This window comes from Corallococcus praedator, from assembly GCF_003612125.1.
In the GTDB taxonomy this organism is placed as follows: Bacteria; Myxococcota; Myxococcia; order Myxococcales; family Myxococcaceae; genus Corallococcus; species Corallococcus praedator.
This window is the reverse complement of record NZ_RAWI01000085.1, coordinates 1-22,199: the sequence shown is the minus strand read 5'-3', so window position 1 is coordinate 22,199 and position 22,199 is coordinate 1. Positions and strand designations below refer to the sequence as shown.

Below are 22,199 nucleotides of genomic sequence, written 5' to 3'. Positions count from 1 at the left end.
TGCTTCCTCACGGGGAGACGAGCTCCAGGTGGACGCCCACCGTGTGGACACCGGAGAGCTTCGAGACATTGGCGGCCATGTCCCTGATGAGGCGCTCGCGGCCGGGGCGCCCGAGGCAGCGGGCGTATTTCACCCCGTCCACGACGAGGGACGCTTCCCAGGCCAGGCCCGCCGGGGCGCCTGGAGGCACACGGAGGCGCAATGCGGTGCGGACCAGGTCCACGCCAGTGACGTCCACGGCTTGCGTCACCTCGGCAAAGTCCCCGGGGGCCAGCTCGAAGCGGCGCCCAGGCTCCTCGTCTCCGAGCACGAAGAGGTACTCGCCCGAGGCAGGCGTTGCCCGCTGGGGCCGAATGCGGCCCTGCCCCAGGCCCAGGCGACTGGTGAAGGCGGTGAGGGCCATGGCTTCACACCTGCCGGGAGAGCTCGAGCGAGTCGAAGTAGGCCCGGCGCGTGACGTCCCGCACCGCGAAGCCGAAGCCGCCGCGGCCGGAGGTGAGGGGCTGGCTGCCGGAGTTGATACCGAGGGCGTCGTCGATGAAGTCGACCATGCCCGGCACGGGCTGCCAGTCGGGAGGCGTGCCGAGCGGGTGCGCGGCCAGGTCGTTCTGGAGGGCCTTGAGGACGACATCGCCGTTGGCGTTGACGACGACGTCCAGCCGCAGGTGCAGCCAGTTGCCCTGGGTGAAGCTGGCCGAGGACTTCAGCAGGACACCGGGCCCATCCGCGTCGGGCAGGCCCGTGGCCACCGCGCCCTTGCGCAGCACCACCCGGTGCGGCTCGTCGTCGGAAAGGCCCAGGAGGTAGGCGGAGTCGTTGACGGAGGTGCCCTGGCCGCAGAGGAAGAGGAAGGGGGAGAAGCCGGTGGGGCCGCCGCCGGACCCGCGCTGGAGGCAGCCGCGGATGCTGCCGCCCTTGGCCATGGGGGCGAAGTCCGGCAGGTTGGCGAAGAGGGCGACCGCGCCCTGGGCGGCGGTGAGCGAGTTGAAGGCGAAGAGGAAGGTGCCGCCGCCCGGGGGACGGGCAATGCCCGCCGTCACGCCCCTGTCCACGGTGGCGATGTCCAGTCCGCCGTTGAGGTAAGTCCAGTCTGCGAGTGCCATGGTGTCCTCACTACGTGGTGGCCGTGGGCCACCCGGTGTCGAAGTCCTCGGTTGGCTGCGTGGTGTTGAAGCGGGCCACGCGCGCCGTCACGTCCTCCCAGCGCCAGGCGTAGGTCTCGTTGGTGTGCCAGTGCTGCTCGAAGTCCTCCTGCGGCGACTCGCTGAAGAGGCCCTCCACGGAAGCTGCGTCCACCCAGTCAGTGAGGAAGGGCCCCTGGCCCCACGTCTCGACGACGTTCCCCTCGAAGCCGTGCGGGACGAACTGTGCGGGCGGCAGCTCGAAGAGGAAGCCGTCGTTGTCCCAGCCCCAAGAGAAGGCTTCGAAGGCCTCGCGCTGCCCGGAGAAGAAGGCGAGGGCCACGGAGACGTCGGAGAGGACGGCGCGCCAGACGTACCAGCGCTCGAAGTCCTCGCAGGACTCCTCCGGCACACCGAAGTCCGCCAGGGCTTCGAGGCGCGTCACCGCCGTCAGCGTCCAGTGCGCAGCCTCGCCGGGCCGAGCGCCCGCGTCCTCGAAGCTGGGGTTGAGGAGGGCCATGTCAGAGCATTCCCCCGGTATCGCCGTCCTGGAGCGTGACGCTGCCCAGCACCGGCAGCTCCCGCACCGTCAGCTTCACATCCGCGGGCAGGCCGTTGAGTGCCAGGTCCATTCGCGCGTCGCCCAGCTTCCGCACTCCGGGCACATCGCGGATGACGTTGAAGACGTCGGACCAGGCCACTTCCCCGGCGGGGAAGCCCTGGGCGTCCTTGAGGTTGAAGCCGAAGTCGATGCGCGGGTTGGGCGTGCCGTCCGGCTCGCTGACGCGGAAGTAGGCGGCGAGCGCCTGGCGGACGCGCGCGGAGACGTCCTGGGCCGAAGCGCCCTGGCGCAGGAAGAGGCGCGCGGAGACGTCCACGCGCCGGTACACCGGCTCCTGGACTGCCACCTGGAAGGTGAGGGTGCAGGGGTAGACTTCCGTCACCTGCCGCAGCACCTGGGCCTTGAGCGCGGGCGTGGGGACTCCGCCGCCCTGGGGCACCACGTAGAGGATGCCGGCATTCTCCCCAATGGTGGCGTCCTCGTTGGACGTCAGCATGAGGGCGCGCGCTACGCCGGGCAGGCGCCGGGCGTTGATTTCGAAGTCCTCGCGGGAGACGGTGCGCGTCAATGCCCGGAGGCTCTCGGGGGCCAGCAGCTTCGCGGAGGCCACCGTCTGCCTGTCCGCGCCACCCGAGGCGGGGGCGGGGTTGTGGACGGACACCTGCACCGCGTGGCCGTGGGCGTCCCTGAAGCTGCCCTCGACGACGACGAGGCGACCTGCGTCCACGTTGCCCGCCGCGCCGCCGCCCGTCTTGTACACCACCGCCACGGTGCCAGCGGGCGGCAGGCCGTTGGTGCCGTTGCCGAAGCGGACGGTGGCCCTGTCTCCTTGGTCCACGCTGACGAGGAAGTGGGCGTCGGAGGCGCGGGAGTTGAGGAAGGTGTCCACCTCGGTGAAGGCTCCCTGGGCGGTGGACACGCGGGCGGAGCCGTCGAGGTAGGGGGCGAAGTCCAGGTGCGCTTCGAAGTCGGCGAGGCCGCGGGCATCGAAGAGCTGGGTGTGCGTCTTCGAGTGCTCAGCCACAGCGAGGACGCGCGGCGGGTTGGCGCCGGCCGGAATGGTGACGGACGAGAGGAGCTGGAAGCGGACGGCCTCTGTCACCTCCTGCGTGCGGACGACGATGCCGGCGGGGAAGGTGACAGGGGCTGCGGGAGGCTGGGCCACGCGCAGCTCCACCTCGGCCGTGGCCGCCTGGGCACCATGAAGCCGGTAGCCCAGCATGCGCGCCAGGGCGATGACGTTGCGGCGCTGGGTGGCGGTGGAGAGGCGTGACTCACGGGCGAGGTTGTCCTGGTAGAAGCCGAGGACGTCGCCGATGAAGGCGTGCATCTCCAGAAGGACGTTGCCGAAGCTGGCAACGTCGAAGTCCGTCCACTCCGGGAAGACGCTCTTCACGAGCGCCACGAGGCGCGCGCGCAAAGCGTCGAAGTCGCGGTGGGTGTAGTCGGTGGACGCGGGAAGAAGTGGCACGTCGGCGAAGGCCTCCACCGGGAGACAAAGGCCTTGGGCGAGAAGGCTTCGGGGACATCACAGATGGCTGCGGGCGGCGCCGCCGCCGCCGCCGCCGCGGCAAGACAGTGAGTCGGAGGGGACTCGGCAATTCTCCCGCTTCTATGTTTTCTGTGGGGCGGACAGACTCATTGGCGACATGACACTTGCCCTCTTCAGTCGCCGTCCTCGTGGACTTCCTGTTGCCGCTGTTGCTGTCTCCACGCTCGGGCTGGAGGAGGCGCCCCGATTGAAGAGCATCTCCGTCGTCGTCCCTGTTCGTGACAACCCACATGGACTCGCTCGGTTGGGAACTTGGTGGCGAGGACTTGGTGAAGACCAACGGCCGCTAGAGCTCATCGTTGTGGATGACGCCTCTCGGGTGCCTGTTGAGTTCGTGGCTGAGGAGGTTCGCATCCTCCAGGGGGGAGGTCGTGGGCCAGCATGCGCTCGCAACGTGGGGTGGCGCGCAGCGAAGGGGCCGTGGGTGGCCTTCCTTGACTCGGACTGTCTGCCTGCTGCCGGGTGGCCAGCTAGCTTCGCGACAGGGTGGAGGGGAGAGGTAGCTGTCCAGGGTGCCGTCCGTGCGATGGGAACGGACTGGCTGTCGAGTTACTACGAGAGTCAGGGCGTCCTCCGTCCCATGGCTTGGACCGAAGATGGCCGCCCTCAGTACCTCATTTCGGCGAATTGCCTCGTGCACCGGGACACATTGGAGCGCATAGGCGGGTTTGGAGAGCGTTTCCCTCTTGCTGCCGGGGAGGACGTAGACCTGGGCCTGCGGCTGTCTCAGATAGGGGCGTTGAGGTGGTGTGCTGACGCCAGTGTGGCTCATGACTTCGAGCCTTCAATGCGCGCCTTCGTCAGACGCTTTCTCAGGTATGGACGAGGCAATCGAATGCTGGCGGAAGGGCAACCGGAGTCCGCCGGAGATTTCTTCAGCCCGAGACCATTCCTGCCGTTGTTGCGTAGGCCAGAGAATTTTCTGCTAGCTGGGATCGCGTTCGTGGCGCTCGGTGCGGGATGGCTCCTTGGAGGCCACGGCACCAAGCCTCCTTCCAAAGGTTCTCTGTGGGGGGACTGAGAATCATCTCGACCGTGGCCGCCTGGGCGCCGTAAAGCCGGTAGCCCAGCATGCGCGCCAGGGCGATGACGTTGCGGCGCTAGGTGGCAGTGGAGAGTCAGGCCTTGCGGGCGAGGTGTCCTGGTAGAAGCCGAGGACGTCGCCGATGAAGGCGTGCATCTCCAGGAGGAGGTTGCCGAAGCTGGCGACGTCGAAGGCCGTCCACTCCGGGAAGACGCTCTTCACCAGCGCCACGAGACGCGCGCGCAGGGCGTCGAAGTCGCGGTGGGTGTAGTCGGTGGACCCGGGAAGAAGTGACACGTCGACGAAGGCCTCCAGTCGGAGGCAAAAGCCTTCAGCGAGTTACTCTCGGGGACATTGAGTCTCGCCATGCTCCTGTGTCGACCGTGCGTGGTCGTGGCCCAGTCTAGCAATCTGATGCTGCTTGCGATGTGCGCTCGAAGGCTTCGCCTACGTCCTGCGGGAAAACGGCCCCTCCGTCAAATGAGAATGGGCTGAGGTGTGCTTGGTATTTCCAACAGAAACGAGTAGCCACCTGCTAGCCGGCGGTGCAACACCACAGCCCTGTTGCTTAGTAGGATAGCTGGAATGCAGACTGACAAAGTGCGCTCCCCGTTACAGGCAAGCGAAGGTCCCATGACGCAGTTCATAGATGAAGCCCTCGGCGACTGGCTGAAGAAATGGCCGCCTCCGACAGTTCGCCCTCACTTGCTTCCGAGCCTAGTTGAGGAGCCCGACGCAATCGTCCGCGTCGCGGCGGTTCTTTTCTTTGCAAGCTTGGCTACCGAGGAAAAGGAACCAACTCAAGTGGCTGTCGCTTGGCACGCTCGCGGAACCCTCGGCCTCAAAGGCGAACGTGAGCACGATTTGCCTCTGTCGTCTATCTGGAAGAAGGACCCCAATGGTCTCGCGTGGGAGGTACTCCCCTTTGGACGGCGCGTTTTAGATGTTGCGAATCTCGCCAAGACATCGCCTGTCACTGAGTTTGGCAAGTCAATGTTGGTTGTAGGCCAGGAGAGGGGGCAGTTCTACATCGAAGGTGTCGCTCGATTACGTCCACGCTCAAGAGGAGGACGCTCATGGGTGCTCAAAGCGGAGGCGCCTGGTGTTGTCACCATCGAAATTGGCGGCATCGAAGTGTTCCGATATGAAAGAGGCGCGGTTGTACCGTCGCCACCAGATATCTTCAATTCAACTGTTGTAGCTGGCGCCCTCAGCGAGGCATCTCGGGAGCTAATGGGACCTGACTCCGGGCGAACCTCAATGTTCGGCCCAAGCCCAATTGAGATCATCCGCTCCTTGACTGAGTCTATGAATCGAACACAGCACGGCGGGCTTCTTCTATTTCTTCCGTCTGAAATCACCGATGATGACTTGGAGCGCGTCAAGCTCCACGTTGATGATGAAGAGGTTCTGCTCCGCGCGATATCGAAGGTTCACCGCCTTGCCTCTTCAGTTGAGGACGATTTGGCTCATGGTCGCAACTCAGGGGAGGGCGGTGATGTAGAACTTGATGCTGCTCGACAAGAGCTCGATGCCTGGGTCGATGTTGTTGGCCGGTTTAGTGCTGTCGATAACGCCGTTCTCATTGGCCCCTGTTTCCGAGTCTATGGGGCCCAATATGAGGTTGTGTCGGAGAGCGCCCCTCTGATTTACGAAGCCTCCGACGTGTACGGAGCAGCGGGAGCTGTCTACAGGCGGCACCATGGATCACGTCATCGTGCGGCTGCGTCGTTTGTTGAGAAGGAAGAGGGACGCATAGCCATCCTGTCGTCGGCTGACGGCCCGCTTCGTTGCTTTATGAAGGTCGAGGGTAAGGTCGTTATGTGGCCTTTCAGGTTGTGAAAGAGGGTTCGGCTATTCGGCCTTTGGTGCGGTCGCTTTGTCGTATAGATGAGAGGCGTCCACGTGTGTGGTTGGCTCTGTGTATTGAGGCTGATGCGCCCTTGTTGAGCGAAGCCATCCTGTCTCGAGGGTGGTCTCGGGGATGAATTCAGGCCAGGGGGATTCCTACGGTCACGGTCGTGTCTCGCTCGCTAATGCGGACCCTTAGAGTCACCTTGGACGCCTCTTGCTCGACATCGACCTGGACTAGGTGAATGCTATGCAGCCAGCGCACGAGGGCGTCACGGACGTACACGCGCGCCAGCTCCGCCAGCACGGTGTCGTTGTGCTGGTGCCGAAGCCGCGAGAGTCCGGCCCCGAAGCTGGTGCGCCAGGGCAACTCGCCGGTGGAGTGGGGCGTGGCGCCTTCCGTCAGCAGCACCTGCCGCACCTTCGAGGCGAGCAGCTCGGCTCCAGTGCCCGCGGCGAAGTCCCGCTTTCTGTCTCTGCGGAAGGGGACGAGGAGATTCTGGGGGGCCCGACTCATGACGCCTGCCTCACGGAATGGGGATGGCTGCGCGCACCTGCTGCAACGTGCGGACGATGGCGTCGAGGGGCGCAATGGCTTCTTCCAGCGCGCTGCCCTCAAGGCTGGAGAAATCCGGCACCTGGGGGCCGCCCACCAGCTCCAGGAAGACGTTGAGGAGAACCATGAGCTGGGAGAGGGCGGCCAGGGCCTTGCCGACGTTGACGGCCTCCTGCGCGACGTTGGTCTCTGCGCAGCCGGCAACCGCCAGGAGTCCCGCATCCCCAAGCTGGACGGCACGCAGCCGGGCCCGGGCCACGCTCGACAAGCGCAGTTGCAGGTGGAGGAGCTGGCCACGGGCATGGCCCAACTCGCCCAGGACGATGTCGATGACGCCCACCACCGTGTACGGCACTGAGAGCTGGGGGACGAGGCGGAGCAGCTTGGACACCTTCTCAGCCAGATTCGGCAGGGCTGCGGCGATGGCTGTCGGATCCGGCGGAGGCCCCAGCGCGTCCGGGATGGTCTTCACGACTTCGACGAGGGCCAGCACCGCGCCAATGATGTCGAAGAGGGGCGTGAGCGGCGCGAGTGCCGGCTGGACAGCCTGCAGGAGCTGGTGGTGCTGCAAGGTGGCGCCGCCAGGCAGGGTGAGGGTAGGCGCCTCGGGAAGCGGGGGGATGTGGATGCAGATGGGCAGCGCCATGGGCTTCCTCAAATCGGCTCGGCGATGGGGCGCACGACGCGGCCGGCGATGGTGACCTGGGCTGCCTCCAGGGAGATGGCGCCCACCGCGCGCAGAGTGAGGGCGGTGGTGGCTTCCAAGGTGACGGTGTTTTCCTCTGCGTCGAAGGTGAGGCAGTCGCCCGTCTTCCTGTTGGTGAGCTTCAGCTTGCGGTGGCCCGCGGACTCATCGAGTTCGACGCGGAACGTGGGCGTGGCGAGGACGCGGTTGTCGGGCGGAGACACCTGGGCTTCTTCGGGCACCTCGCTCTGTCCGCCCGGCTTCCCCCAGTGCGCGCTGAGGTAGTAGGGGGTGTCGATGTCGCCTTGGTTAAAGAAGACAGCCACCTCGGCGCCCACGTGCGGCACCGCGAAGAAGCCCGTGTCCTTGGCGCCGCCCCCGGAGGTGCCCAGGGGCCAGGCCCAGGCGGACTCGGGCTCGAGGACACCGGGGATGCACACGCGGACGCGGCTGAGCTGCTCCCCGTCGTCGCGGCTGGTGACGTAGCCCACGTACATGCCGAGCAGGCGTGTGTCGTGGGCGAGGATGTCGTCGTCGAAGGTGCTCATGGTGGGCTCGCTACCTGGGGAGACTCATTCCGGCTTCGGGGTCCTCGACACCGATGGGTTGCCCGTCACGGCGGTACTCGATGTACCGGGCGCCGGTGTCCCGCTCGAATGCCTCCACTTCCTTCAGCGCCCCAGTCGTCTTGGGTGCGCTGGTGTTGGGCTGTCCACCCTGGGGCTGGCCCTGCTTCTCGGCGCTGGCTTGCTGACGCTGCCCCGTGCCGTCACGCGACAGCTTCAAGTCGGTGGTGTAGCCGGAGGAGGAGAGGACGTGCTTCGCCTCGGTGACGTAGTACTTCCCGGACAGGAAGCTGGAGATGCCGCGCACCTCCACGACGGACTTCGCGCGCAAGCTGGGGTTGCCCACTACCTGGAGCGACAGCTTCACGGTGCCGGCCTCTGCGCGTCGGAAGCGGGCCTCGGATTCGCGCTGGGCTTGAGCAGGTGTCGATGCCGAAGTGGGCTGGACGCTGGTGGTGCTGTTGCGAAGCTGCAGCGACGTGGTGCCCGTGCGCTTGTCAACCACCTCGAGGAAGTCCGCGAGGGTGGTGCGCTCCACGGTGCCACTGCTCGCCTGGGCTTCGATGTTCTTCTTGGACATGGCGTCCCGGCCACGCACGTCCACCTTGCCCACTCGGCGGCCCAGCTCCGACTCGACGTTGACCGAGAGGATGTCGCCCAGGCCTGAGTCGGCGTACCACCACAGCACATGGGTGGGCGCGGCGGCCTGGTTGCGCGGGCCGAAGGTGAGGCCCCTGTCGTCGACGTGGAACTGGAACTCCTCCCGCGCGGCCAGGCGCCGGAGGAACCTCGCGTCCGTCTCCCCGGCCTGGTGGATGGTGTCGAAGGACTCGCCGGTGTCCTCGACGTGTGCGGAGTCCTCCTCGTAGCCGTGCTCGGCGGCCACCTCGCGCACTACCTGGGCGCGCGTCTTGCCCTTCCAGGTGCGCGTCTTCGCTTCGCGGTGCATGAGGGCGCTGAGGGCCTGTCCCTCGACGGTGAGCACCTGAAAGCCCTTCAGCTTCTTCACCACCACTCGCCGCGGAGGCGCCATGAGGCCTGGGTAGCCCCAGGACACCTCCAGCACCGCGCCGCCCACCAGTTCCGCCCTGTCGAAGACGGACAAGTCAAAGTTGTCCAACTGGAGGGACAGCTTGTCGGCCTTCGTCGCGGAGTCCTCGAAGGTGAGGCCGAGGACGCGGCCCTCAAGGGAGAGGGGCTCACCGCCGCGGGCCCGCTCGTGTGCCAGCAGCGTGAGGCGCACGCCAGGCGCAGTCCTGTCGAGGGGCCGCGTCACTCGCTGGCCCTCCGCCGCTGCTCGCTGAGGATGACGTCGGTGAGGACGCGCAGCGAGGGGATGTAGACGCGCCGCCCCGCCTCCAGCTCCAGCGTCGCGTCGATGATGGGCTCCGGCTGGAAGTCCGCAATCGCCCACCAGAAGCCGCAGGCGCGCGGGAGGGGCGCGAAGTAGCGGCCGGCCAGCCCCCAGAGGGAGTCGCCCTCGGCGACGAGGTGGACGCGCGTGTCCGCGTGCGGCTGGAAGCCGTAGGGGACCCTCTCGCTGAGGAAGAGGTGGCCAGCCTCGCCCCGGAGGCCGAGAGAGAAGGAGTAGCGGCTGCCGGCGTGAGGGGCCACTACGGCACCTCCTGGCGGAGCTGCTCGGAGGTGACGCGGGTGTCCAACACCTCCTCGAAGGTGACGGTGGCGGTGTAGACGAGCACGCGGCCGTCGACGGCGAGCTGGCGGTACTGGAACTCCACGCTGGCGACGACGCACTCCACGGTGAGGACGCCGGGCCAGAGGACGAGGACGCGCGGTGGTGCCGTCGCCAGCACGCCCTCGGTACCGGCCGGGGGCACGGTGAGAGCGCGGACGAAGGCGCGGAACGCCATGACGCTGGACGTGTCGGCCTGCTGGGCGGCGAAGAATGCGTCCAGGTAGAACTCGACGCCCGAGAGCTGCCGGTTGGAGGTGCCCTGAAACTGGAGCACCTGGTGGGAGAGGCCCGGCACGGCCAGGCGGTTCCAATTCACCTGAAGCTTCTCGGTGAGCTGCGTGGGGTTGAAGAGGCAGTCCATGGCCTCGCCGGTGAGGACATTCACCAGCACGCAGCGAGGAGGTCGGGCGAGGCCAGCAGCGAAGGACACGTGGGGCCTGCCTTTCAGTAAGACGCCATGGGGGAGAAGCTGCGGGAGGCGGAGTCCCTCTCGGCGCGCGCCGTGGCCTGGGCGAGCACCTCTCCGTCCACCTGGACACTCACGAGGACGGGCGCGGCGGGAGGCGCGTCCGGCTGCGAAGAGAGCACCTCCGCCTGGGGCAAGGAGGCCTGGAGGGCGGCCACTGCTGGCATGGACGAGGACTCCAGGGGCCACTCCACTGACGAGGAGGAGTCCACCGAGGTGACGGGCCCGGCGGCGGTGCCGGTGGAGTCCTTGAGGCCGAAGGCGACTGACAAGTCCCGGTGGAGGCTGAGGCGGGCCGTCCGCAGGGACTGCTGCAGGCCCGTGTCCTTACCGAAGAGGCTCGCCACTGCGTCCACCACGCCCAGAATGGTGCCCACCAACTCCAGGAGGACGCCGGAGATGGCGTCCACGACGCCGAAGACGATGAGCTTCAGGCCCGTCCACGCCTCGGCCCAGTTGCCGGTGAGGGCTCCGCTCAGCGTCAACACCACGCCCCAGAAGACGTCGATGATGCCGGAGAAGGCCGCCAGGGCCGCGTTGAGGATGCCCCCCACCACCGACACCACGAGGGAGACGGCGGACACCAACACGCCAATGACGGTGGTGATGTTGCCGATGGCAAACCCGAGGGCTTCCCCCATGAGCGTCCACCCACTGGTGCCCTGCTGCACAGCGGAGGTGGTGCCAAAAAGGCCCGAGAGTGCCCCGCCGAGGACGCGGCCCAGGTGCGCCAGGCTGCCCAGGAGGACGTCGACGCCGGCCTTCATGTAGTGCCATTGCCCCGCCAGGCCTTCCGCCACCTCTGCACCGGCCGTCATGCCCATGACGACGAAGTCGAAGACGCGGGCGAGGGCGCGTCCCACCGTGGCCCCCGCATCGCCGAAGGCGGCGAACTTCGCGGCGGCGGTGGCCGCGTCGTCCCTCTCGGACAAGAAGCCCATGGCCTCGCCCACCCGTTGCAGCGTCGCTTGGAAGGCGTCGAGGGTGGGCCGCGCTGCTTCCAGGCCGGCCGAGAAGCCGTCGGCGAGGCCCGAGAAGAAGCTGTGGATGCGATGGCCCCACAGGTAGAGGTTGATGAGGAAGTCCTTCAGGCCGGCGTTTTCAGCGCGGCCCAGCTCCTCGCGCACAGCGCCGGAGAAGCCGCCGTCCTCGAAGAGCTGGACGAGGCCGCGGAAGGCGAGCGTCACCTGCTCCTGCACACGCCGCGCGAAGTCGCCCAGGCCCCCGAGGTTGTGACGGAAGGCGTAGGCGAGGCCGGCCACGGCGACGCCCAGGAGGACGACAGCGCCCACGGCCGGAAGCACCGTGGCCAGGAGGCCGCCCAGTGTGAGGCCCAGCACCTTGAGGCCCACCACCATCAGCGCCAGGCTCACCTGGCCGGAGATGACAGCGCCGACGAGGGCGATGACACTCCCGGCCGCCAAGGTGAAGGCCGCGAGGACGCGCTTCACCGGGCCAGGCAGGGCCTGGAAGACACCCAGCACCTGATTCACAGCGTCGGCGACGAGGGCGACGAGGGGCTTCAACACCTCGTCGAACGGCCCCCCCAGGACGATGGCCAGCGCCGTCATGCGTCCGGCCAGCAGCTTCTTCTGCCCCTCGTAGGTGTCCAACATCTGCTGGCGGAACTTCTCGGCTGTCCCGCCTGCATTCGTGAACTCATCGCGCAGGTACTCAAGCGCCGCGGCACCTCGGACGACTTCGCCGGTTTGCTTGCGAACGCCGTCGGTGAGCTGCGTGAGGATGGCGTTCACACCGCCGAGCGCCTCGCGGCCGAATGTCTTCAGCAGGAAGGCGCTGCGCTGCGCCTCCGTCATGCGGCTGAGGGCTGGGGACAGCTTGTCGAGGATGCCGAGGAAGCTGAGGAAGTTGCCGCCAGCGTCCGTGACGGCGACCCCGACGCCGCGCAACCGCTGCTGCACCTCCGGGTCCGCCATGCGCTCCATGGCGACGGCCACGGCGGTGGACGCACGCTCCACGCCAGGGACGACATTCTTCACGAGGCCCAGGGCGATGAGCGTCTCGGGCAGTTCCTGGTTGAGTGCCTGCGCGCCTCGGGCAGCGGTGCCCAGGGCCAGGGGCAGCTCATTGGCGCTGAGGGCGAAGACGTTGACGGCCTGGAGCATCTGGTCGACGGAGAGGGAGGCCTTGTCGGTGGAGATGCCGAAGGCCTTCATCGCCTGCGACGCGAGGCCGGCCGCACCCTGGGGCGTCAACTCCCCCAGCGAGCCTCCGGCCAAATCCAGGACGGGCTCCAGCAGCTTCATGGCCTCTGCGGCGGTGAAGCCGGCCTGGGTGAGCTCGCGCAGGCCCAGCACGGACTCGGTGGGTGTGAATTGCGTGGAGAGGCTTGCTTCGAGGGCGGCGTCACGTAGCTGCCGCAGCTCCTCCGCCGAGGCGCCGGAGACGGCGGCCACGCCCGCCACGGCCTGCTCGAACTCACCGGCGGCGTTGGCGAGGGACAGCGACGCGCCGATGGTGACGGCCCCCGCGGTGAAGAGGGCCATGGCGATGCCGAGCCGCTGGAAGGCGCCCTCAATGCGCGCGGTGCCCAACCCCACTCGCTTGTCCAGGCGCGTGAAGTTCACCTCGAGCTGGGTGAAAACTCCGGAAGCCAAGTCCCTCGCCGTGAAGACGAAGCCCAGGCCGAGGTTGTTGAGCACGCGCTACCTCCGCTTCGCGGACTTCTCCAAGGCCCTCGCCTCGCGACTGCGTTGCTGGCCGATGCGCTCGAGGAGCCAGTCCCTGTCCGAGGTGGGCAGCTCCAATGCGTCGCCGAGGGGAGCTGCGAGGCCGCTGCCGCCGTGCTGGTGCCAGCACAGGTTGAAGAGGCCCTCGCGCCACATCTCCAGCGTCACGCCGGGGAAGAGGTGGAGCGCTCCCGGCGCCTCGCTGTCCGCTGCGTCCCCGGGAGGAAGAAGCCCCGGTCGAAAGGGAGCTCCACCTCCTGGCGCATGAAGCACTCGGGGCACTCGACTTCGAGCGTCGTGTCCACGCCGCAGTCGACGGCGTCAAACTCGTCGACGAGGTAGTCGGCGTCACGCAGCGTGAGGTCCTCGAGGAAGCGGCGCTTGTCACGCGCATCCACGCCGTCAACGTCCAGCACCCGGTAGGCGAGGACGGAGGACAGCAGCTTCTCAGGCGCCGCGCGCTGGAGCTGCGGCAGCCGCCGCTCGTCCTCTCCCGTCAACAGCCTGAAGCGCACGCGCTTTCCGGCGTCGGGCAGCGTCGTCTCGAAGCGGTTGCCAGCCGTGAAGGCCGCGCGGCTGGCGTCCGAGAGGGCGCGCACCGGGAGCTGCGTCAAGTCCAGCTCCCAGTCGATGCGGGCTCGGCAGGAGGCAGCCTGACAGGGGACGGCGAAGACGTACTCGGGGCCGTAGGTGAGGACGCGCACCTGAAGGAGGGCGAAGAAGCGGTCTCCCTGCAGCACCTGGCCCCAATCCACCTTCCCATCGGCGAAGGCGTAGGGGCCCGCCTCCAGCAGCTCTTCCCAGCACGCGGAGAGCAACTCGTCCACCTGGCCGCCGCTCTTCGCCAGCTTCCTGTCCGCGAGGACGCGCTCTTCCCGCACTCGCATTCCCCGAATACGGCCCGTCAGCCCCGAGGGGCATGAGATGATGTCCGCCATGTCGTCCTGCCTCCGGGAAGGACAAAGGCATCGGACGGCAAATCGGGGACATCGACTACTTGGCGAGCAGCTCGCGAAGGGCGTCGAGGCTATTGCGTCCCTCTTCCCGCAGCTCTTCGACGAGCGACGCGTTCAGGAACACGTCACCCCAGGTTGAGCCTCGGGCGGGGAACCGGCGGCTGATGTCCTTGGCGTTGAGCCACAGGAGTTCTTGTGTGCTGGAGTTGAAGAGCATCAGGAGGGCGTTGGGACGTTTGCCCAGGGCCGCGATTCCTCCACGGATGTTGTTAAAGCTGAGGCTGCTCTTGACCTGAATGTCGTAATAGCGTGGACCAGCGGGGTGCTCGACGCGAATCACAGCGTCGATCCCCTGATCATCAACGACCGTCAGGTAGCAGTCGAACCCGGCCTGGGTGAGCATTCCGATGACTTGCAGTTCAGCAGCCTTGCCTCGACGAGTACGCATGTTGGGCATGCGCGAGCATGAGGCTCCTACGCTTGGTCAAGTCAACTCGAAGAAGTCGTAGGTGAGGGTGACGGACTCGATGACGTTCTCGTCCGACTCGTTGTCCCACTCACCCGCGACGAACTTCACCGGCCAGGCCCGGGAGAGGCTCCACCGACGCAGCGTGGTGCCGTCCCTGTCTTGCTGGACGATGTCGAGGTTGCGCTTGTAGAGGCTGTCCGGCAGGCCCAGGCCGCTGGTGGTGTGCACGACGTCCTGGAACCAGTCGAAGAGTTCGTGGTCCTGCGTGGCGCCGCGCTCGAGGGTGACGTCGGAGAAGGTGAGGCGCCCCGGGGACTTGTTGGGGATGAGGCTGCCGCCCTCGAAGTATTGGACGTTGGCGACCTCGACGGACAGCTCGGAGCACTTCTGGAAACCGGAGTGCCCGAGGCCGTCAGCCTCACAGAGGAACTTGAAGCGCTTATGGAAGCTGCGCGGCTGTCCGATGATGGCCATGGCCAGGCTCCTTACAAGCCCGCCGAAGCCAGCTCGGCTTCGAGGGCGCGGGTGTCCTGGGCGATGCGCAGGACGATGAACTCGGCCGGCTTGTTGGTGGCGAGCCCGATGCGCGCCACCAGTTTGCCGGCGAAGACCACGGACGGCGGATTGAGCGAGTCCGAGACGTCGACGAAGAAGGCCTTGGCGGGCTCCTGGCTGCGGAAGGCCCCGTTCTTCATCTGCGCGAGGAGGAAGGCGGCAATGGAGCGCCGCACCTGAGCGCGCAGCCCCTCGGTGTTGTTGCGGTGCCTCGCGAACTGCAGGCCCGACTTGAGGCTCTTCTCGATGAAGGACACCCCGCGCCGCTCGGCGACGTAGGGGAAGTTGCCGCTGGCCTTCAGCGTGCGGCTGCCGTCGATGAAGCGCGGCAGGCCAGGCCCCGTGGTGAGCGGGTTGATGCGGCGTGGGTAGACGATGTCCCGCTTCTTCTCGTCGAGGCACTCCTTGGACTCGAAGCCCAGGACGCCGAACATGCGCCCGGATTCGATGCCCGCGGGCGCTTCATACACACCACCGGGGCGCGCGCCGTCGTTGCGCGCGAAGACGCCGGCGATGATGCCGGAGGGCGGGATGACGAGCTGCTCCAGGTTGCCGAAGACGCCGCGGGCGGGATTGAGCACCTTGACGCGGGGCCAGTAGAGGGCCGCGTGCTCAGAGAGCCCTTCGAGGGCGGCCTCCTGCGAGACGTAGGAGACGATGTCCGTGGCGCTGTAGCCCGCGGGCGAGTCGAGGACGGCGAAGACGAGGCCGTCGCGCGCCACCTCGCAGTAGCGCACCATAGCGTTGTGGACGGCGGGCGTGGCGCGCCCAGGCACCAGGAGGAGGGAGAGGTCCTGCACTTCGTCGAGCGCGTAAAAGGCCGCTCCGGCCGGCCTCGGAGCCGATGAAGTCCGTGTCGTCCAGGCCGACGAGGCCGTCCGCGCCGCCCGAGAGGGCCACCGTCTGCTCGTCCGGAAGCGCGTCCGGTTGCACCATGAAGGCCCGGACGTAGGTGGAGCCGGTGCGCTCGTCATTGAGGACGCGCTCGACGTAGCGTGCGTCGCCCCGGGCCGAGGAGAGGTTGGGGAAGGACTCGCGGTAGGCGCCGTCCTCGAGGACGAGGACGTCGAAGGTGTCGGGAGCGCCATTCGTCGGGAGCCGCACCTCCACCTCGAGGCGGTTGGCGTAGGCGCCTGCATCCCTGGCCTCCAGGTGGAGGACGTCGGTGGCGCCGGAGGCGTCGCCCGTGTGCAGGAGCGCGTCGAGTCCGAGGCCGAAGCCCGCGTCTCCCTGCACACGCAAGGAGGCACCAGCCCCCGTGGACTGGGTGAGCAACTGCAGGGCCCCCAGGGAGGACGGTGCCACGCGGACACCCGCCACCGCCGCCTCCACGAGGGCGCGCACCTCGGCCAACTCGACAGCGCGCAGGCTCTGGACGTTGCCGCTCCCCACCTGCGGGCCGCCCGCGAAGCCGAAGACGGTGTTGGCCACCGCGTCGCCCACCTCCAGGCGACTGGAGGCGCCCTGGGTGTCGCTGGCGATTCTCAGCACACCGGCCTCCACGGTGGCGCGTCCGCCGATGAGTCCCGCGTTGAGGACGGCGGCCACCTCCTGGGCAGTGGCCTGGGTGATGTCGCCGAAGTCCTCCTCGCTGAAGGGGATGAAGACGTCCCGGCCATCGTCGACGCGCACCCGGAGCGACTGCTCGGCGGTGAGGGTGTAGGGGCCGGGGCGGCCCGCGGAGACGGAAGCCGCGGTGCCGGAGAAGACGACGTCCACCGCCTCGGCGCCGTTGGCGGACACCTCCAGGCGCTGGCCGTTGGCCAGGGTGAAGGGGGGACGCAAGGTGCCGCGCACGACGGCGGGCGTGGGCCCGCCGCCCGTGGTGAGGGCTGCCGCAGCAGGCGTGGCCGTGTGCGACTCGGGGTTGGACGCGTCCTCGTAGTGGACGGTGCGCACCGCCCAGAAGTGGCTGCCGCCCTGCTCGAAGAAACCCATGGCGGCGAGGGCCAGGTCCGAGTCCGGCGTGAAGCCGCCGAAGGTGGCCTGGTACTCCTCGAAGGAGGTGCACAGCACGGCCTGGCCGATGGGGCCGCGCTCCGCCAGGCCCACGGCCCCCACGACGGAGGTGGGCGCTGAGGGGATGCCACGGACGCGCGGCTCCTCCTCCTCCACGACGACTTTCGACGACAGCAGTTCACGACTCACGAGGCACCTCGCTTCTTGCGGGACACGCGCGCCGACACCTCCGGCGCGGCAGAGGGGGGCGACGACGGCGGGGCCGTGGGGGCTTGCCGCTTCAGGGCGATTTCGCCCCGGCGAATGGCAGCCGCCACCGCGGGCACGGAGAGCGCGGCCTCGGGCACGTCCTCTAGAGAAACACCCGTGGCCAGGGTGAGGGAGGAGGGCAGGCGCCGGCCGCCACGGCCTGGTTGCACGCTGCAGGCACACTCGCCGCGCGCGACGCAGTACGACTCATGGGGCAGGAGGAAGGTGGCGAGCCTGCCCAGGGCGTTGGTGAGGGTGACGCTCAAGAGGTGCCTCCGGAGAGAGAGTCCGCTTCGAGGTGGGTGCCGGCGACGGCCTTGCCGATGTCGAGGGGCAGGCCCTCGTCCACGTCGAAGCCGCGCACGAGGAATCCCCAGGTGAAGGCGCGCACGTCGTCGCGGCTGCCGAGCTGCGTGCGCGCCTCGCCGTCCGCGTCCATTTCCCAGCGGACGGTGCCGCGCGAGGCGTCCTCCGTGTCCCGGGCCATGGAGAGCCAGCGGTTGCGGTTGAGGAAGGTGGCCACGGCGGCCATGAGGTTGAAGAGTTCGGCGGTGCGCTCGGAGGCCACCGTGAGGGTGAAGGCCAGGTCCACCGTGTACGCGGGGCGCCTGCGCACCAGCTCCGCGCCGGAGGGGCCCTGCACGACGTCCTCGTGCAACACATTGGTGGAGTAGCGACGACTCTCGCGCATCGTGGGGCCTGACAGCACCACGGAGGGCAGCGAGGCCATGGCGATGACGTTGAGGCCGTCTGCCACCGTGTCGTCGTAGTCGACGGAGACGCTGGCGCTGACGTTGGCCACCACCTGGCGCTTCAGCTCGCGCAGCAAGGTGCGCACGAGGCGGGTGAGGTCCGCTTCCTTCGCGACGCGCGGGCGCAGGTAGCGGTACGCCCCCGAGAGGACGGCGGCCTCGCCTGGAATGGGGCGTCCGTCCGCGGAGAGGTTGAGCAGCTCCACGTCGATGGTGCCCGCCTCATGGGGCGGCGTCCTCACGTCGACATGCGAGGCGCCCGACTGCTGGCGCACGGAGATCACCTCCGCGCGCAGTCCGCCCAGACGCACGGCCACCCGCGCGGCGAAGCCCGTCCCGGCGAGGCGGAGAATGTCGCCGCCGCTGGTGGGCCCCGAGGAGGGCGTCACGGAGGTGAGGGAGGGGACGGCCATTACCCGTGCCCTCCGAGGCCCAGCTCCTTCGCGACGCGCGCGAGGAAGCGGCGGCTGGCGCCCTGGCGAAAGCGTGCGAAGGCCGGCCGCAGGAAGGGCCGCGCGGGCGTCTGCGTCACAATGACGCCACGCCCCCTGCCGCTGTTACGCGACTGGCCGGCCAGGCCGGCCTGGCGCAGCAGCGCGAAGAGGTAGCGCCGCATCTTCGGCGTCATGGGGATGACGACGGGTGGGCCCCCGTACTCCTGGAGCTGCGCCACGTCGACGAGGGACTCGCCGTCTGGGCTCTTCGCGGTGCGCGACACGCCGATGAAGGCCTCGTCGCCCTCCACGACGACACTGATTGAGTTGCGCAGCGCGCCCGAGACGAGGAGGGCCTTCGTCCCGCTGAATCCCGCGAGCTGGCGCGCCGCGAGCGTGAGGGGCGAAGGCGGGCGGAGTGGCTCGCCACCTGGCGCCTGTTGGGTGAGGCCCTGCACCACCTCCTTGCGCAGGGCGTGCGCCTCCTGGCGCAGGGCCGTCTGCAACGCCCCTTCAAGGCGCGACGAGCCCGCCGCCAGCAGTTGGCGGGCCCGTGCCCAGTCTCCGGTGCGCGAGACGGCCATGGACGCCTCAGCCCTGCTTGGCCCGCAGGTGGGGGACGTGCGAGTTGAGCCACTCCAGGGCCACGTGTGTGGCCTCACTCACCACGGCGCCGTGGCGGACGGACACCGAGGTGAGGGCCAGGGTGTGGGCGGTGACTTCCACGTCCTCCGGTCGGCAGCCGTAGTGCTTGAGGCCCTCGGCGATGGGGCGCACGGCGGGCAGGGTGCCGTAGCGCCAGTAGTGCAGCTCCAGGTTGCAGGTGTACGCCTCGGCCTCGTAGCGGGCGCGCGAGGAGGCGCTGGTGAGGTAGGCCAGCTCGTAGCTGGGGCCCTCCTCGTCGTGCTGGACGACATGCTGGTGCTCGTGGACGCACACCACCACCTGGGCCCACAAATCCCAACCCCCCTTCGGCACGCCCACCTCGAAGGGCAGGTAGACGGTGCGGCCCACGGTGGTGGCGTACTTCTCCAGGAAGCGCTGCCTGTCGAGGATGCCCATGCGCTGCAGCGCATGGGCCGCAAGCTGCATCTCGAGGGAGTCGGCCTTGTTGGCCGTCTTGGTGCGCAGGCGCGTCTGCATGTGCTGGTAGAAGGCCCACACCTCGGCGGGTTGAATCTCGCCGCGCTGGAAGAGAGTGCCCACGCCGGGGAGGGCCTGGAGGTAGCCCTTCACAGGACACCGCCTTCCTCGACGCCCGCGTCGACGGTGCCGGCGTCCACGGTGGTGGGCAGGCACGTGTGGCCGGTGACGCCCTCCTCGTTGACGTAGGCGCAGGTGAAGGCGGCGTTGCTGTGCTCGCTGACGGCGTCGCAGTCGGCCAGCACCTGCCAGTTGCCGTCGCCGTTGCAGATTTCGGCGACATTGCCGGCGCAGCGCGTGGACACCGGCGCGCACCCGTCCGGCGCGCGGCAGCGGGTGAGGAGGGCGGTGGCGAGAAGTGGGGCGAGTAGCAGTGCTTTCACGTGAGTCCTCGGGCTTGGGGCCTGTCGTTGAAGGTGACGAGAAGGAGGTTTCTGCGAGGCCTCCGGCGGTGGAGTCCGAAGCCCGTGGGGCGCGCCTCCGTGACGTACAGCCCGGGAGGCGTCCTCACGGCCTGCACGAGTGCGCCCATGACGTCGTAGAGGCCCCCCAACCTGTCGCTGGGGCGAATGAGGGCATCCCCAGTAGCGGCGTCGACGAGGCCGAGGCGCTCCAAGTCGCGGAAGTGGAAGACGAGCTCGAAGCTCGTCCTGGGGCTGTTGCCGGAAGGGGCCATGCGCAATGACTCAAAGGCATCCGGCTCCACCTGGCAGGGGACACGCACGGGCGGAAATTCGCGACGGAAGGCTTCGGCCAGGCCGTCGTCGTCCGCGTCCACCAGCACCGGCTCGCGAAAGTCCGCGTCGTACCCGTTGGCATGGGGGCCCGGGCCAGGGGCCGCCATGGCGGCGGTGTCCAGGCGGTGCAGCTCAGCCAGGAAGGGGAAGATGAGCTTGCCCCGCATTAGACGGCCCCGGGCAAGGAGGGCTTCACGTAGGGGGCGAGGAGGGTGTCCACCTCCGGCTCTCCGGTGAGAGGCCGCACCGCGGGGCGGACAGTGTCGAGGCGGTAGCTCTGCTCGCGCGTCCTCTCCTCCACCACGCGCCAGCGCGTGCGCTCCTCCAGGGACGCTTCGTCCGCCAGGGGCGAGAGGCTGCGCAGGACGAGGAGCATGCAGGCTCGGCGGATGGCGGGCGGCGTGCGCCCCTCGGGCGTCCCGTCCGCCTCGGTGTAGCCCCAGCGCGCGCCCACCGTGACGTTGCCCTCGCCACGCGGGAACACGCCATGACGGAAGGTGAGGCGAGGCCCGTCGAAGCCTGGGCCCACCGGAGCGCCCACCACCACCAGGCGCTCCTTGGAGAAGGACACGTCCGCCCCGTAGAGGGCCAGGCGGTAGAGGCGGATGGGCGGCACCGGCAGCCAGAGGGACGGGGTGCCGCGCCCGTCGAAGTGCAACGTCGCCGAGCGCGGCTCGAAGTGCCACCCCGTCACCTTGTCGATGGTGCGCGTCGCCTCGTCGAGGAGGACGGCCAGGCGGGTGTCGCCCGCCATGGCCGGTGTGACGCCCTCGGCGCGCATGTCGGCCACCGTGGCGTACACGTCAGTCCTTCTCCCGCTTTGCGCGGCGCGTGTCCTTCTCCTCGCTGGCCTTCGGGAGGTCCTCCGTCGTCAGCGTGCCGGCGGGCCGCGCCGCACTCAGCTTCAGCTCGTCGCTGGCGTTGCGCTTCACCTTGGCCTCGTCGGCCTCGGTAGCGTCGAGGGACTTCGCCTCGGCCTCCGTGCACACGTCGAAGGCGAGCGGCGAGTAGGTGTCGCCGGGCAACTGGTGCACGGTGCGCAGGTAGTCCCCCACGGGCTTCTCCACCCGGTACCAGCCGCGCTCTTCCTGGAACTTGATGCCGGCATACGTGTAGCGCCGCAGCACGTGGCCCCGGCGCGCGTCGTACGCCTTCAGTCGGACGAGATAGGTGTTGTCCATGGTGAGCCTCACAACTGCACGTTGATGGCCTTGGCCGTGCCCGACTCCTCGGCGAACTTCGCGTCGAAGCGCAGCGTGGCCACCACCTTCAGCGTGCCCTCGGAGATGTCGCGCGCCGACTCGATGCGAATCTGCCGCCAGATGCCGACGTGGATGTTCTTGGGGTTGGTCAGCAGGATGGCCGTGCGGTCATTCGTCGCACCGAGGTTCTCCGGCCAGAGGGGGATGGGGCGCACCGGGACGCCCGAGTAGAGGACCGGCGCGTCGCCCTCGAGGAACTTGTCGCCGACAGCAGTGGCCCGCTCCGCCAGCGTGCTGCGGTAGTCCAGGTCCGCGTCGACGCTGGTAAGAGGAACCCCATACTGCTTTTGTCACGGAGGTGCTCCGAGGGCAGCGACTTGAGCAGGTCGCCGAGGACGTCCTTGCTGATGGGCGCGCCGGCCGCATCCACGACGTTGCTGGTGGCCTGCTTCAGCACGCCATCCATCGTGGCGAGGAAAGGGTCCGCCGAGGCCGTGTCCCCGTTGACGAGGATCTCCTCCATGTCGCGGCTGATGGCATCCGCGAGCATCTCCATGAGCGTCTGCCGCAGCTCGCCGCGCTCGATGGAGTCCTCGAGCACTTCGTCGCTGAGCCTGACTTCGCCCTTGAAGAGCTTGGCATCCAACTCCACCTGGGAGAGGTCGGGCTTCACGCGCTGGGCGGCGGGGACGGCGGTGGCCTCCTGGCCCGGGCGCAAGATTCGGCTCCCGAACTTCAGCTTGGAGAACTGCTGCTTGGGGGCCGCCATGGGGACGACGGTGCACTGCTGCAGCAGGACGGATTGCTTGATGAGCAGGCGCAGGAATTTCTGCGCCTGCGCGGGCTGGAGGACGCCTCCGCCGGCCGTGAGGTCGGAGCAGGTCGCCGAGGACGTCCTTGCTGATGGGCGCGCCGGCCGCATCCACGACGTTGCTGGTGGCCTGCTTCAGCACGCCATCCATCGTGGCGAGGAA

Annotated in this window: 29 protein-coding genes; 2 read left to right on the top strand and 27 right to left on the bottom strand. The window is 68.3% G+C overall.

Annotated features, from left to right (window positions below; genetic code table 11):
* Nucleotides 1-7: 7 nt before the first annotated feature.
* From D7Y13_RS13995 to D7Y13_RS13980, 4 genes are read right to left on the bottom strand one after another with little or no spacing between them, the layout of a single operon-like run.
* Nucleotides 8-403, bottom strand: coding sequence for a hypothetical protein (locus D7Y13_RS13995; protein WP_120582243.1), 396 nt, complete (start codon nt 401-403; stop codon nt 8-10).
* 4 nt (nt 404-407) lie between these two features.
* Nucleotides 408-1,103, bottom strand: a complete 696-nt coding sequence (locus D7Y13_RS13990; protein ID WP_120582242.1) for a hypothetical protein — start codon at nt 1,101-1,103, stop codon at nt 408-410.
* A 10-nt stretch (nt 1,104-1,113) separates the two neighbouring features.
* The gene (locus tag D7Y13_RS13985; protein WP_120582241.1) at nt 1,114-1,641 is read right to left on the bottom strand and encodes a hypothetical protein; all 528 of its coding nucleotides are present in this window, start codon (nt 1,639-1,641) and stop codon (nt 1,114-1,116) included.
* A 1-nt stretch (nt 1,642) separates the two neighbouring features.
* Nucleotides 1,643-3,172, bottom strand: a complete 1,530-nt coding sequence (locus D7Y13_RS13980; protein ID WP_199732660.1) for a baseplate J/gp47 family protein — start codon at nt 3,170-3,172, stop codon at nt 1,643-1,645.
* A 160-nt stretch (nt 3,173-3,332) separates the two neighbouring features.
* On the opposite strand from D7Y13_RS13980, the gene D7Y13_RS49015 reads away from it, so the two are divergent.
* Nucleotides 3,333-4,256: a glycosyltransferase gene (locus D7Y13_RS49015; RefSeq protein WP_120582240.1), complete on the top strand. Its 924-nt coding sequence runs from the start codon at nt 3,333-3,335 to the stop codon at nt 4,254-4,256.
* A 3-nt stretch (nt 4,257-4,259) separates the two neighbouring features.
* Here D7Y13_RS49015 and D7Y13_RS13970 read toward each other — a convergent pair whose 3' ends face one another.
* Nucleotides 4,260-4,556: a hypothetical protein gene (locus tag D7Y13_RS13970; RefSeq protein ID WP_233595276.1), complete on the bottom strand. Its 297-nt coding sequence runs from the start codon at nt 4,554-4,556 to the stop codon at nt 4,260-4,262.
* Nucleotides 4,557-4,892: 336 nt separating this feature from the next.
* Here D7Y13_RS13970 and D7Y13_RS45205 point away from each other — a divergent pair, with 336 nt between their 5' ends.
* Nucleotides 4,893-6,101, top strand: coding sequence for a putative sensor domain DACNV-containing protein (locus D7Y13_RS45205; RefSeq protein WP_147444168.1), 1,209 nt, complete (start codon nt 4,893-4,895; stop codon nt 6,099-6,101).
* A 148-nt stretch (nt 6,102-6,249) separates the two neighbouring features.
* Here the strand turns inward: D7Y13_RS45205 and D7Y13_RS13965 are convergent, their stop codons facing one another.
* The 22 genes from D7Y13_RS13965 to D7Y13_RS13860 form a co-directional block, all read right to left on the bottom strand.
* Nucleotides 6,250-6,627, bottom strand: coding sequence for a GPW/gp25 family protein (locus tag D7Y13_RS13965; RefSeq protein WP_120582239.1), 378 nt, complete (start codon nt 6,625-6,627; stop codon nt 6,250-6,252).
* A 10-nt stretch (nt 6,628-6,637) separates the two neighbouring features.
* On the bottom strand, nt 6,638-7,312 hold the full coding sequence (locus tag D7Y13_RS13960; RefSeq protein WP_120582238.1) for a hypothetical protein: 675 nt from the start codon (nt 7,310-7,312) through the stop codon (nt 6,638-6,640).
* 8 nt (nt 7,313-7,320) lie between these two features.
* Nucleotides 7,321-7,899 carry a phage baseplate assembly protein V gene (locus D7Y13_RS13955; RefSeq protein ID WP_120582237.1) on the bottom strand — a complete coding sequence of 193 codons (579 nt, stop codon included), beginning with the start codon at nt 7,897-7,899 and terminating at the stop codon, nt 7,321-7,323.
* 10 nt (nt 7,900-7,909) lie between these two features.
* The gene (locus D7Y13_RS13950) at nt 7,910-9,160 is read right to left on the bottom strand and encodes a phage late control D family protein (RefSeq protein WP_233595275.1); all 1,251 of its coding nucleotides are present in this window, start codon (nt 9,158-9,160) and stop codon (nt 7,910-7,912) included.
* A gap of 29 nt (nt 9,161-9,189) precedes the next feature.
* On the bottom strand, nt 9,190-9,531 hold the full coding sequence (locus D7Y13_RS13945) for a hypothetical protein (RefSeq protein WP_120582235.1): 342 nt from the start codon (nt 9,529-9,531) through the stop codon (nt 9,190-9,192).
* Nucleotides 9,531-10,043: a CIS tube protein gene (locus tag D7Y13_RS13940; RefSeq protein WP_120582234.1), complete on the bottom strand. Its 513-nt coding sequence runs from the start codon at nt 10,041-10,043 to the stop codon at nt 9,531-9,533. Before D7Y13_RS13940 ends, D7Y13_RS13945 begins: the two co-directional genes overlap by 1 nt.
* A gap of 14 nt (nt 10,044-10,057) precedes the next feature.
* Complete coding sequence (locus tag D7Y13_RS13935; protein WP_120582233.1) at nt 10,058-12,742, bottom strand: phage tail tape measure protein; 2,685 nt, start codon at nt 12,740-12,742, stop codon at nt 10,058-10,060.
* A 191-nt stretch (nt 12,743-12,933) separates the two neighbouring features.
* Nucleotides 12,934-13,656 carry a hypothetical protein gene (locus D7Y13_RS13925; RefSeq protein ID WP_233595274.1) on the bottom strand — a complete coding sequence of 241 codons (723 nt, stop codon included), beginning with the start codon at nt 13,654-13,656 and terminating at the stop codon, nt 12,934-12,936.
* Between the two features lie 106 nt (nt 13,657-13,762).
* On the bottom strand, nt 13,763-14,182 hold the full coding sequence (locus D7Y13_RS13920) for a DUF4365 domain-containing protein (RefSeq protein WP_147444167.1): 420 nt from the start codon (nt 14,180-14,182) through the stop codon (nt 13,763-13,765).
* A gap of 27 nt (nt 14,183-14,209) precedes the next feature.
* Entirely contained in the window at nt 14,210-14,668 is a 459-nt protein-coding gene (locus tag D7Y13_RS13915; RefSeq protein WP_120582229.1) for a phage tail protein, read from the bottom strand.
* 11 nt (nt 14,669-14,679) lie between these two features.
* On the bottom strand, nt 14,680-15,471 hold the full coding sequence (locus tag D7Y13_RS13910) for a phage tail sheath family protein (RefSeq protein ID WP_233595273.1): 792 nt from the start codon (nt 15,469-15,471) through the stop codon (nt 14,680-14,682).
* Nucleotides 15,362-16,897 carry a phage tail sheath protein gene (locus tag D7Y13_RS13905; RefSeq protein WP_120582227.1) on the bottom strand — a complete coding sequence of 512 codons (1,536 nt, stop codon included), beginning with the start codon at nt 16,895-16,897 and terminating at the stop codon, nt 15,362-15,364. Before D7Y13_RS13905 ends, D7Y13_RS13910 begins: the two co-directional genes overlap by 110 nt.
* Nucleotides 16,894-17,223, bottom strand: a complete 330-nt coding sequence (locus tag D7Y13_RS13900; RefSeq protein WP_120582226.1) for a hypothetical protein — start codon at nt 17,221-17,223, stop codon at nt 16,894-16,896. Before D7Y13_RS13900 ends, D7Y13_RS13905 begins: the two co-directional genes overlap by 4 nt.
* A complete protein-coding gene (locus tag D7Y13_RS13895; RefSeq protein WP_120582225.1) occupies nt 17,220-18,122 on the bottom strand; it encodes an IPT/TIG domain-containing protein in 903 nt (300 codons plus the stop codon). The genes D7Y13_RS13900 and D7Y13_RS13895 overlap by 4 nt, the downstream gene beginning before the upstream one ends.
* Nucleotides 18,122-18,727 (bottom strand): hypothetical protein, encoded by a 606-nt coding sequence (locus D7Y13_RS13890; protein WP_120582224.1) that lies wholly within the window; start codon nt 18,725-18,727, stop codon nt 18,122-18,124. The genes D7Y13_RS13895 and D7Y13_RS13890 overlap by 1 nt, the downstream gene beginning before the upstream one ends.
* Before the next feature lie 7 nt (nt 18,728-18,734).
* A complete protein-coding gene (locus D7Y13_RS13885; RefSeq protein WP_120582223.1) occupies nt 18,735-19,379 on the bottom strand; it encodes a hypothetical protein in 645 nt (214 codons plus the stop codon).
* The gene (locus D7Y13_RS13880) at nt 19,376-19,669 is read right to left on the bottom strand and encodes a hypothetical protein (RefSeq protein WP_120582222.1); all 294 of its coding nucleotides are present in this window, start codon (nt 19,667-19,669) and stop codon (nt 19,376-19,378) included. Before D7Y13_RS13880 ends, D7Y13_RS13885 begins: the two co-directional genes overlap by 4 nt.
* Nucleotides 19,666-20,190 (bottom strand): hypothetical protein, encoded by a 525-nt coding sequence (locus tag D7Y13_RS13875; protein WP_120582221.1) that lies wholly within the window; start codon nt 20,188-20,190, stop codon nt 19,666-19,668. The genes D7Y13_RS13880 and D7Y13_RS13875 overlap by 4 nt, the downstream gene beginning before the upstream one ends.
* Nucleotides 20,190-20,825 (bottom strand): hypothetical protein, encoded by a 636-nt coding sequence (locus D7Y13_RS13870; protein ID WP_120582220.1) that lies wholly within the window; start codon nt 20,823-20,825, stop codon nt 20,190-20,192. The genes D7Y13_RS13875 and D7Y13_RS13870 overlap by 1 nt, the downstream gene beginning before the upstream one ends.
* A gap of 1 nt (nt 20,826) precedes the next feature.
* Complete coding sequence (locus D7Y13_RS13865) at nt 20,827-21,204, bottom strand: hypothetical protein (protein WP_120582263.1); 378 nt, start codon at nt 21,202-21,204, stop codon at nt 20,827-20,829.
* An 8-nt stretch (nt 21,205-21,212) separates the two neighbouring features.
* The gene (locus D7Y13_RS45200; RefSeq protein ID WP_046711606.1) at nt 21,213-21,440 is read right to left on the bottom strand and encodes a hypothetical protein; all 228 of its coding nucleotides are present in this window, start codon (nt 21,438-21,440) and stop codon (nt 21,213-21,215) included.
* Nucleotides 21,374-22,147 (bottom strand): phage major capsid protein, encoded by a 774-nt coding sequence (locus tag D7Y13_RS13860; RefSeq protein ID WP_120630695.1) that lies wholly within the window; start codon nt 22,145-22,147, stop codon nt 21,374-21,376. Before D7Y13_RS13860 ends, D7Y13_RS45200 begins: the two co-directional genes overlap by 67 nt.
* Nucleotides 22,148-22,199 lie beyond the last annotated feature (52 nt).

Bases quoted from the DNA above. Each gene is read 5' to 3' on its own strand.
- D7Y13_RS13965 (WP_120582239.1), bottom strand. From the start codon at position 6,627: ATGAGTCGGGCCCCCCAGAATCTCCTCGTCCCCTTCCGCAGAGACAGA.
- D7Y13_RS13915 (WP_120582229.1), bottom strand. From the start codon at position 14,668: ATGGCCATCATCGGACAGCCGCGCAGCTTCCATAAGCGCTTCAAGTTC.
- D7Y13_RS13865 (WP_120582263.1), bottom strand. From the start codon at position 21,204: ATGGACAACACCTATCTCGTCCGACTGAAGGCGTACGACGCGCGCCGG.
- D7Y13_RS13860 (WP_120630695.1), bottom strand. From the start codon at position 22,147: ATGCGGCCGGCGCGCCCATCAGCAAGGACGTCCTCGGCGACCTGCTCC.
- D7Y13_RS13920 (WP_147444167.1), bottom strand. From the start codon at position 14,182: ATGCCCAACATGCGTACTCGTCGAGGCAAGGCTGCTGAACTGCAAGTC.
- D7Y13_RS13990 (WP_120582242.1), bottom strand. From the start codon at position 1,103: ATGGCACTCGCAGACTGGACTTACCTCAACGGCGGACTGGACATCGCC.
- D7Y13_RS13875 (WP_120582221.1), bottom strand. From the start codon at position 20,190: ATGCGGGGCAAGCTCATCTTCCCCTTCCTGGCTGAGCTGCACCGCCTG.
- D7Y13_RS13995 (WP_120582243.1), bottom strand. From the start codon at position 403: ATGGCCCTCACCGCCTTCACCAGTCGCCTGGGCCTGGGGCAGGGCCGC.
- D7Y13_RS13960 (WP_120582238.1), bottom strand. From the start codon at position 7,312: ATGGCGCTGCCCATCTGCATCCACATCCCCCCGCTTCCCGAGGCGCCT.
- D7Y13_RS13925 (WP_233595274.1), bottom strand. From the start codon at position 13,656: ATGCGAGTGCGGGAAGAGCGCGTCCTCGCGGACAGGAAGCTGGCGAAG.
- D7Y13_RS13985 (WP_120582241.1), bottom strand. From the start codon at position 1,641: ATGGCCCTCCTCAACCCCAGCTTCGAGGACGCGGGCGCTCGGCCCGGC.
- D7Y13_RS13955 (WP_120582237.1), bottom strand. From the start codon at position 7,899: ATGAGCACCTTCGACGACGACATCCTCGCCCACGACACACGCCTGCTC.
- D7Y13_RS13890 (WP_120582224.1), bottom strand. From the start codon at position 18,727: ATGGCCGTCTCGCGCACCGGAGACTGGGCACGGGCCCGCCAACTGCTG.
- D7Y13_RS49015 (WP_120582240.1), top strand. From the start codon at position 3,333: ATGACACTTGCCCTCTTCAGTCGCCGTCCTCGTGGACTTCCTGTTGCC.
- D7Y13_RS13895 (WP_120582225.1), bottom strand. From the start codon at position 18,122: ATGGCCGTCCCCTCCCTCACCTCCGTGACGCCCTCCTCGGGGCCCACC.
- D7Y13_RS45205 (WP_147444168.1), top strand. From the start codon at position 4,893: ATGACGCAGTTCATAGATGAAGCCCTCGGCGACTGGCTGAAGAAATGG.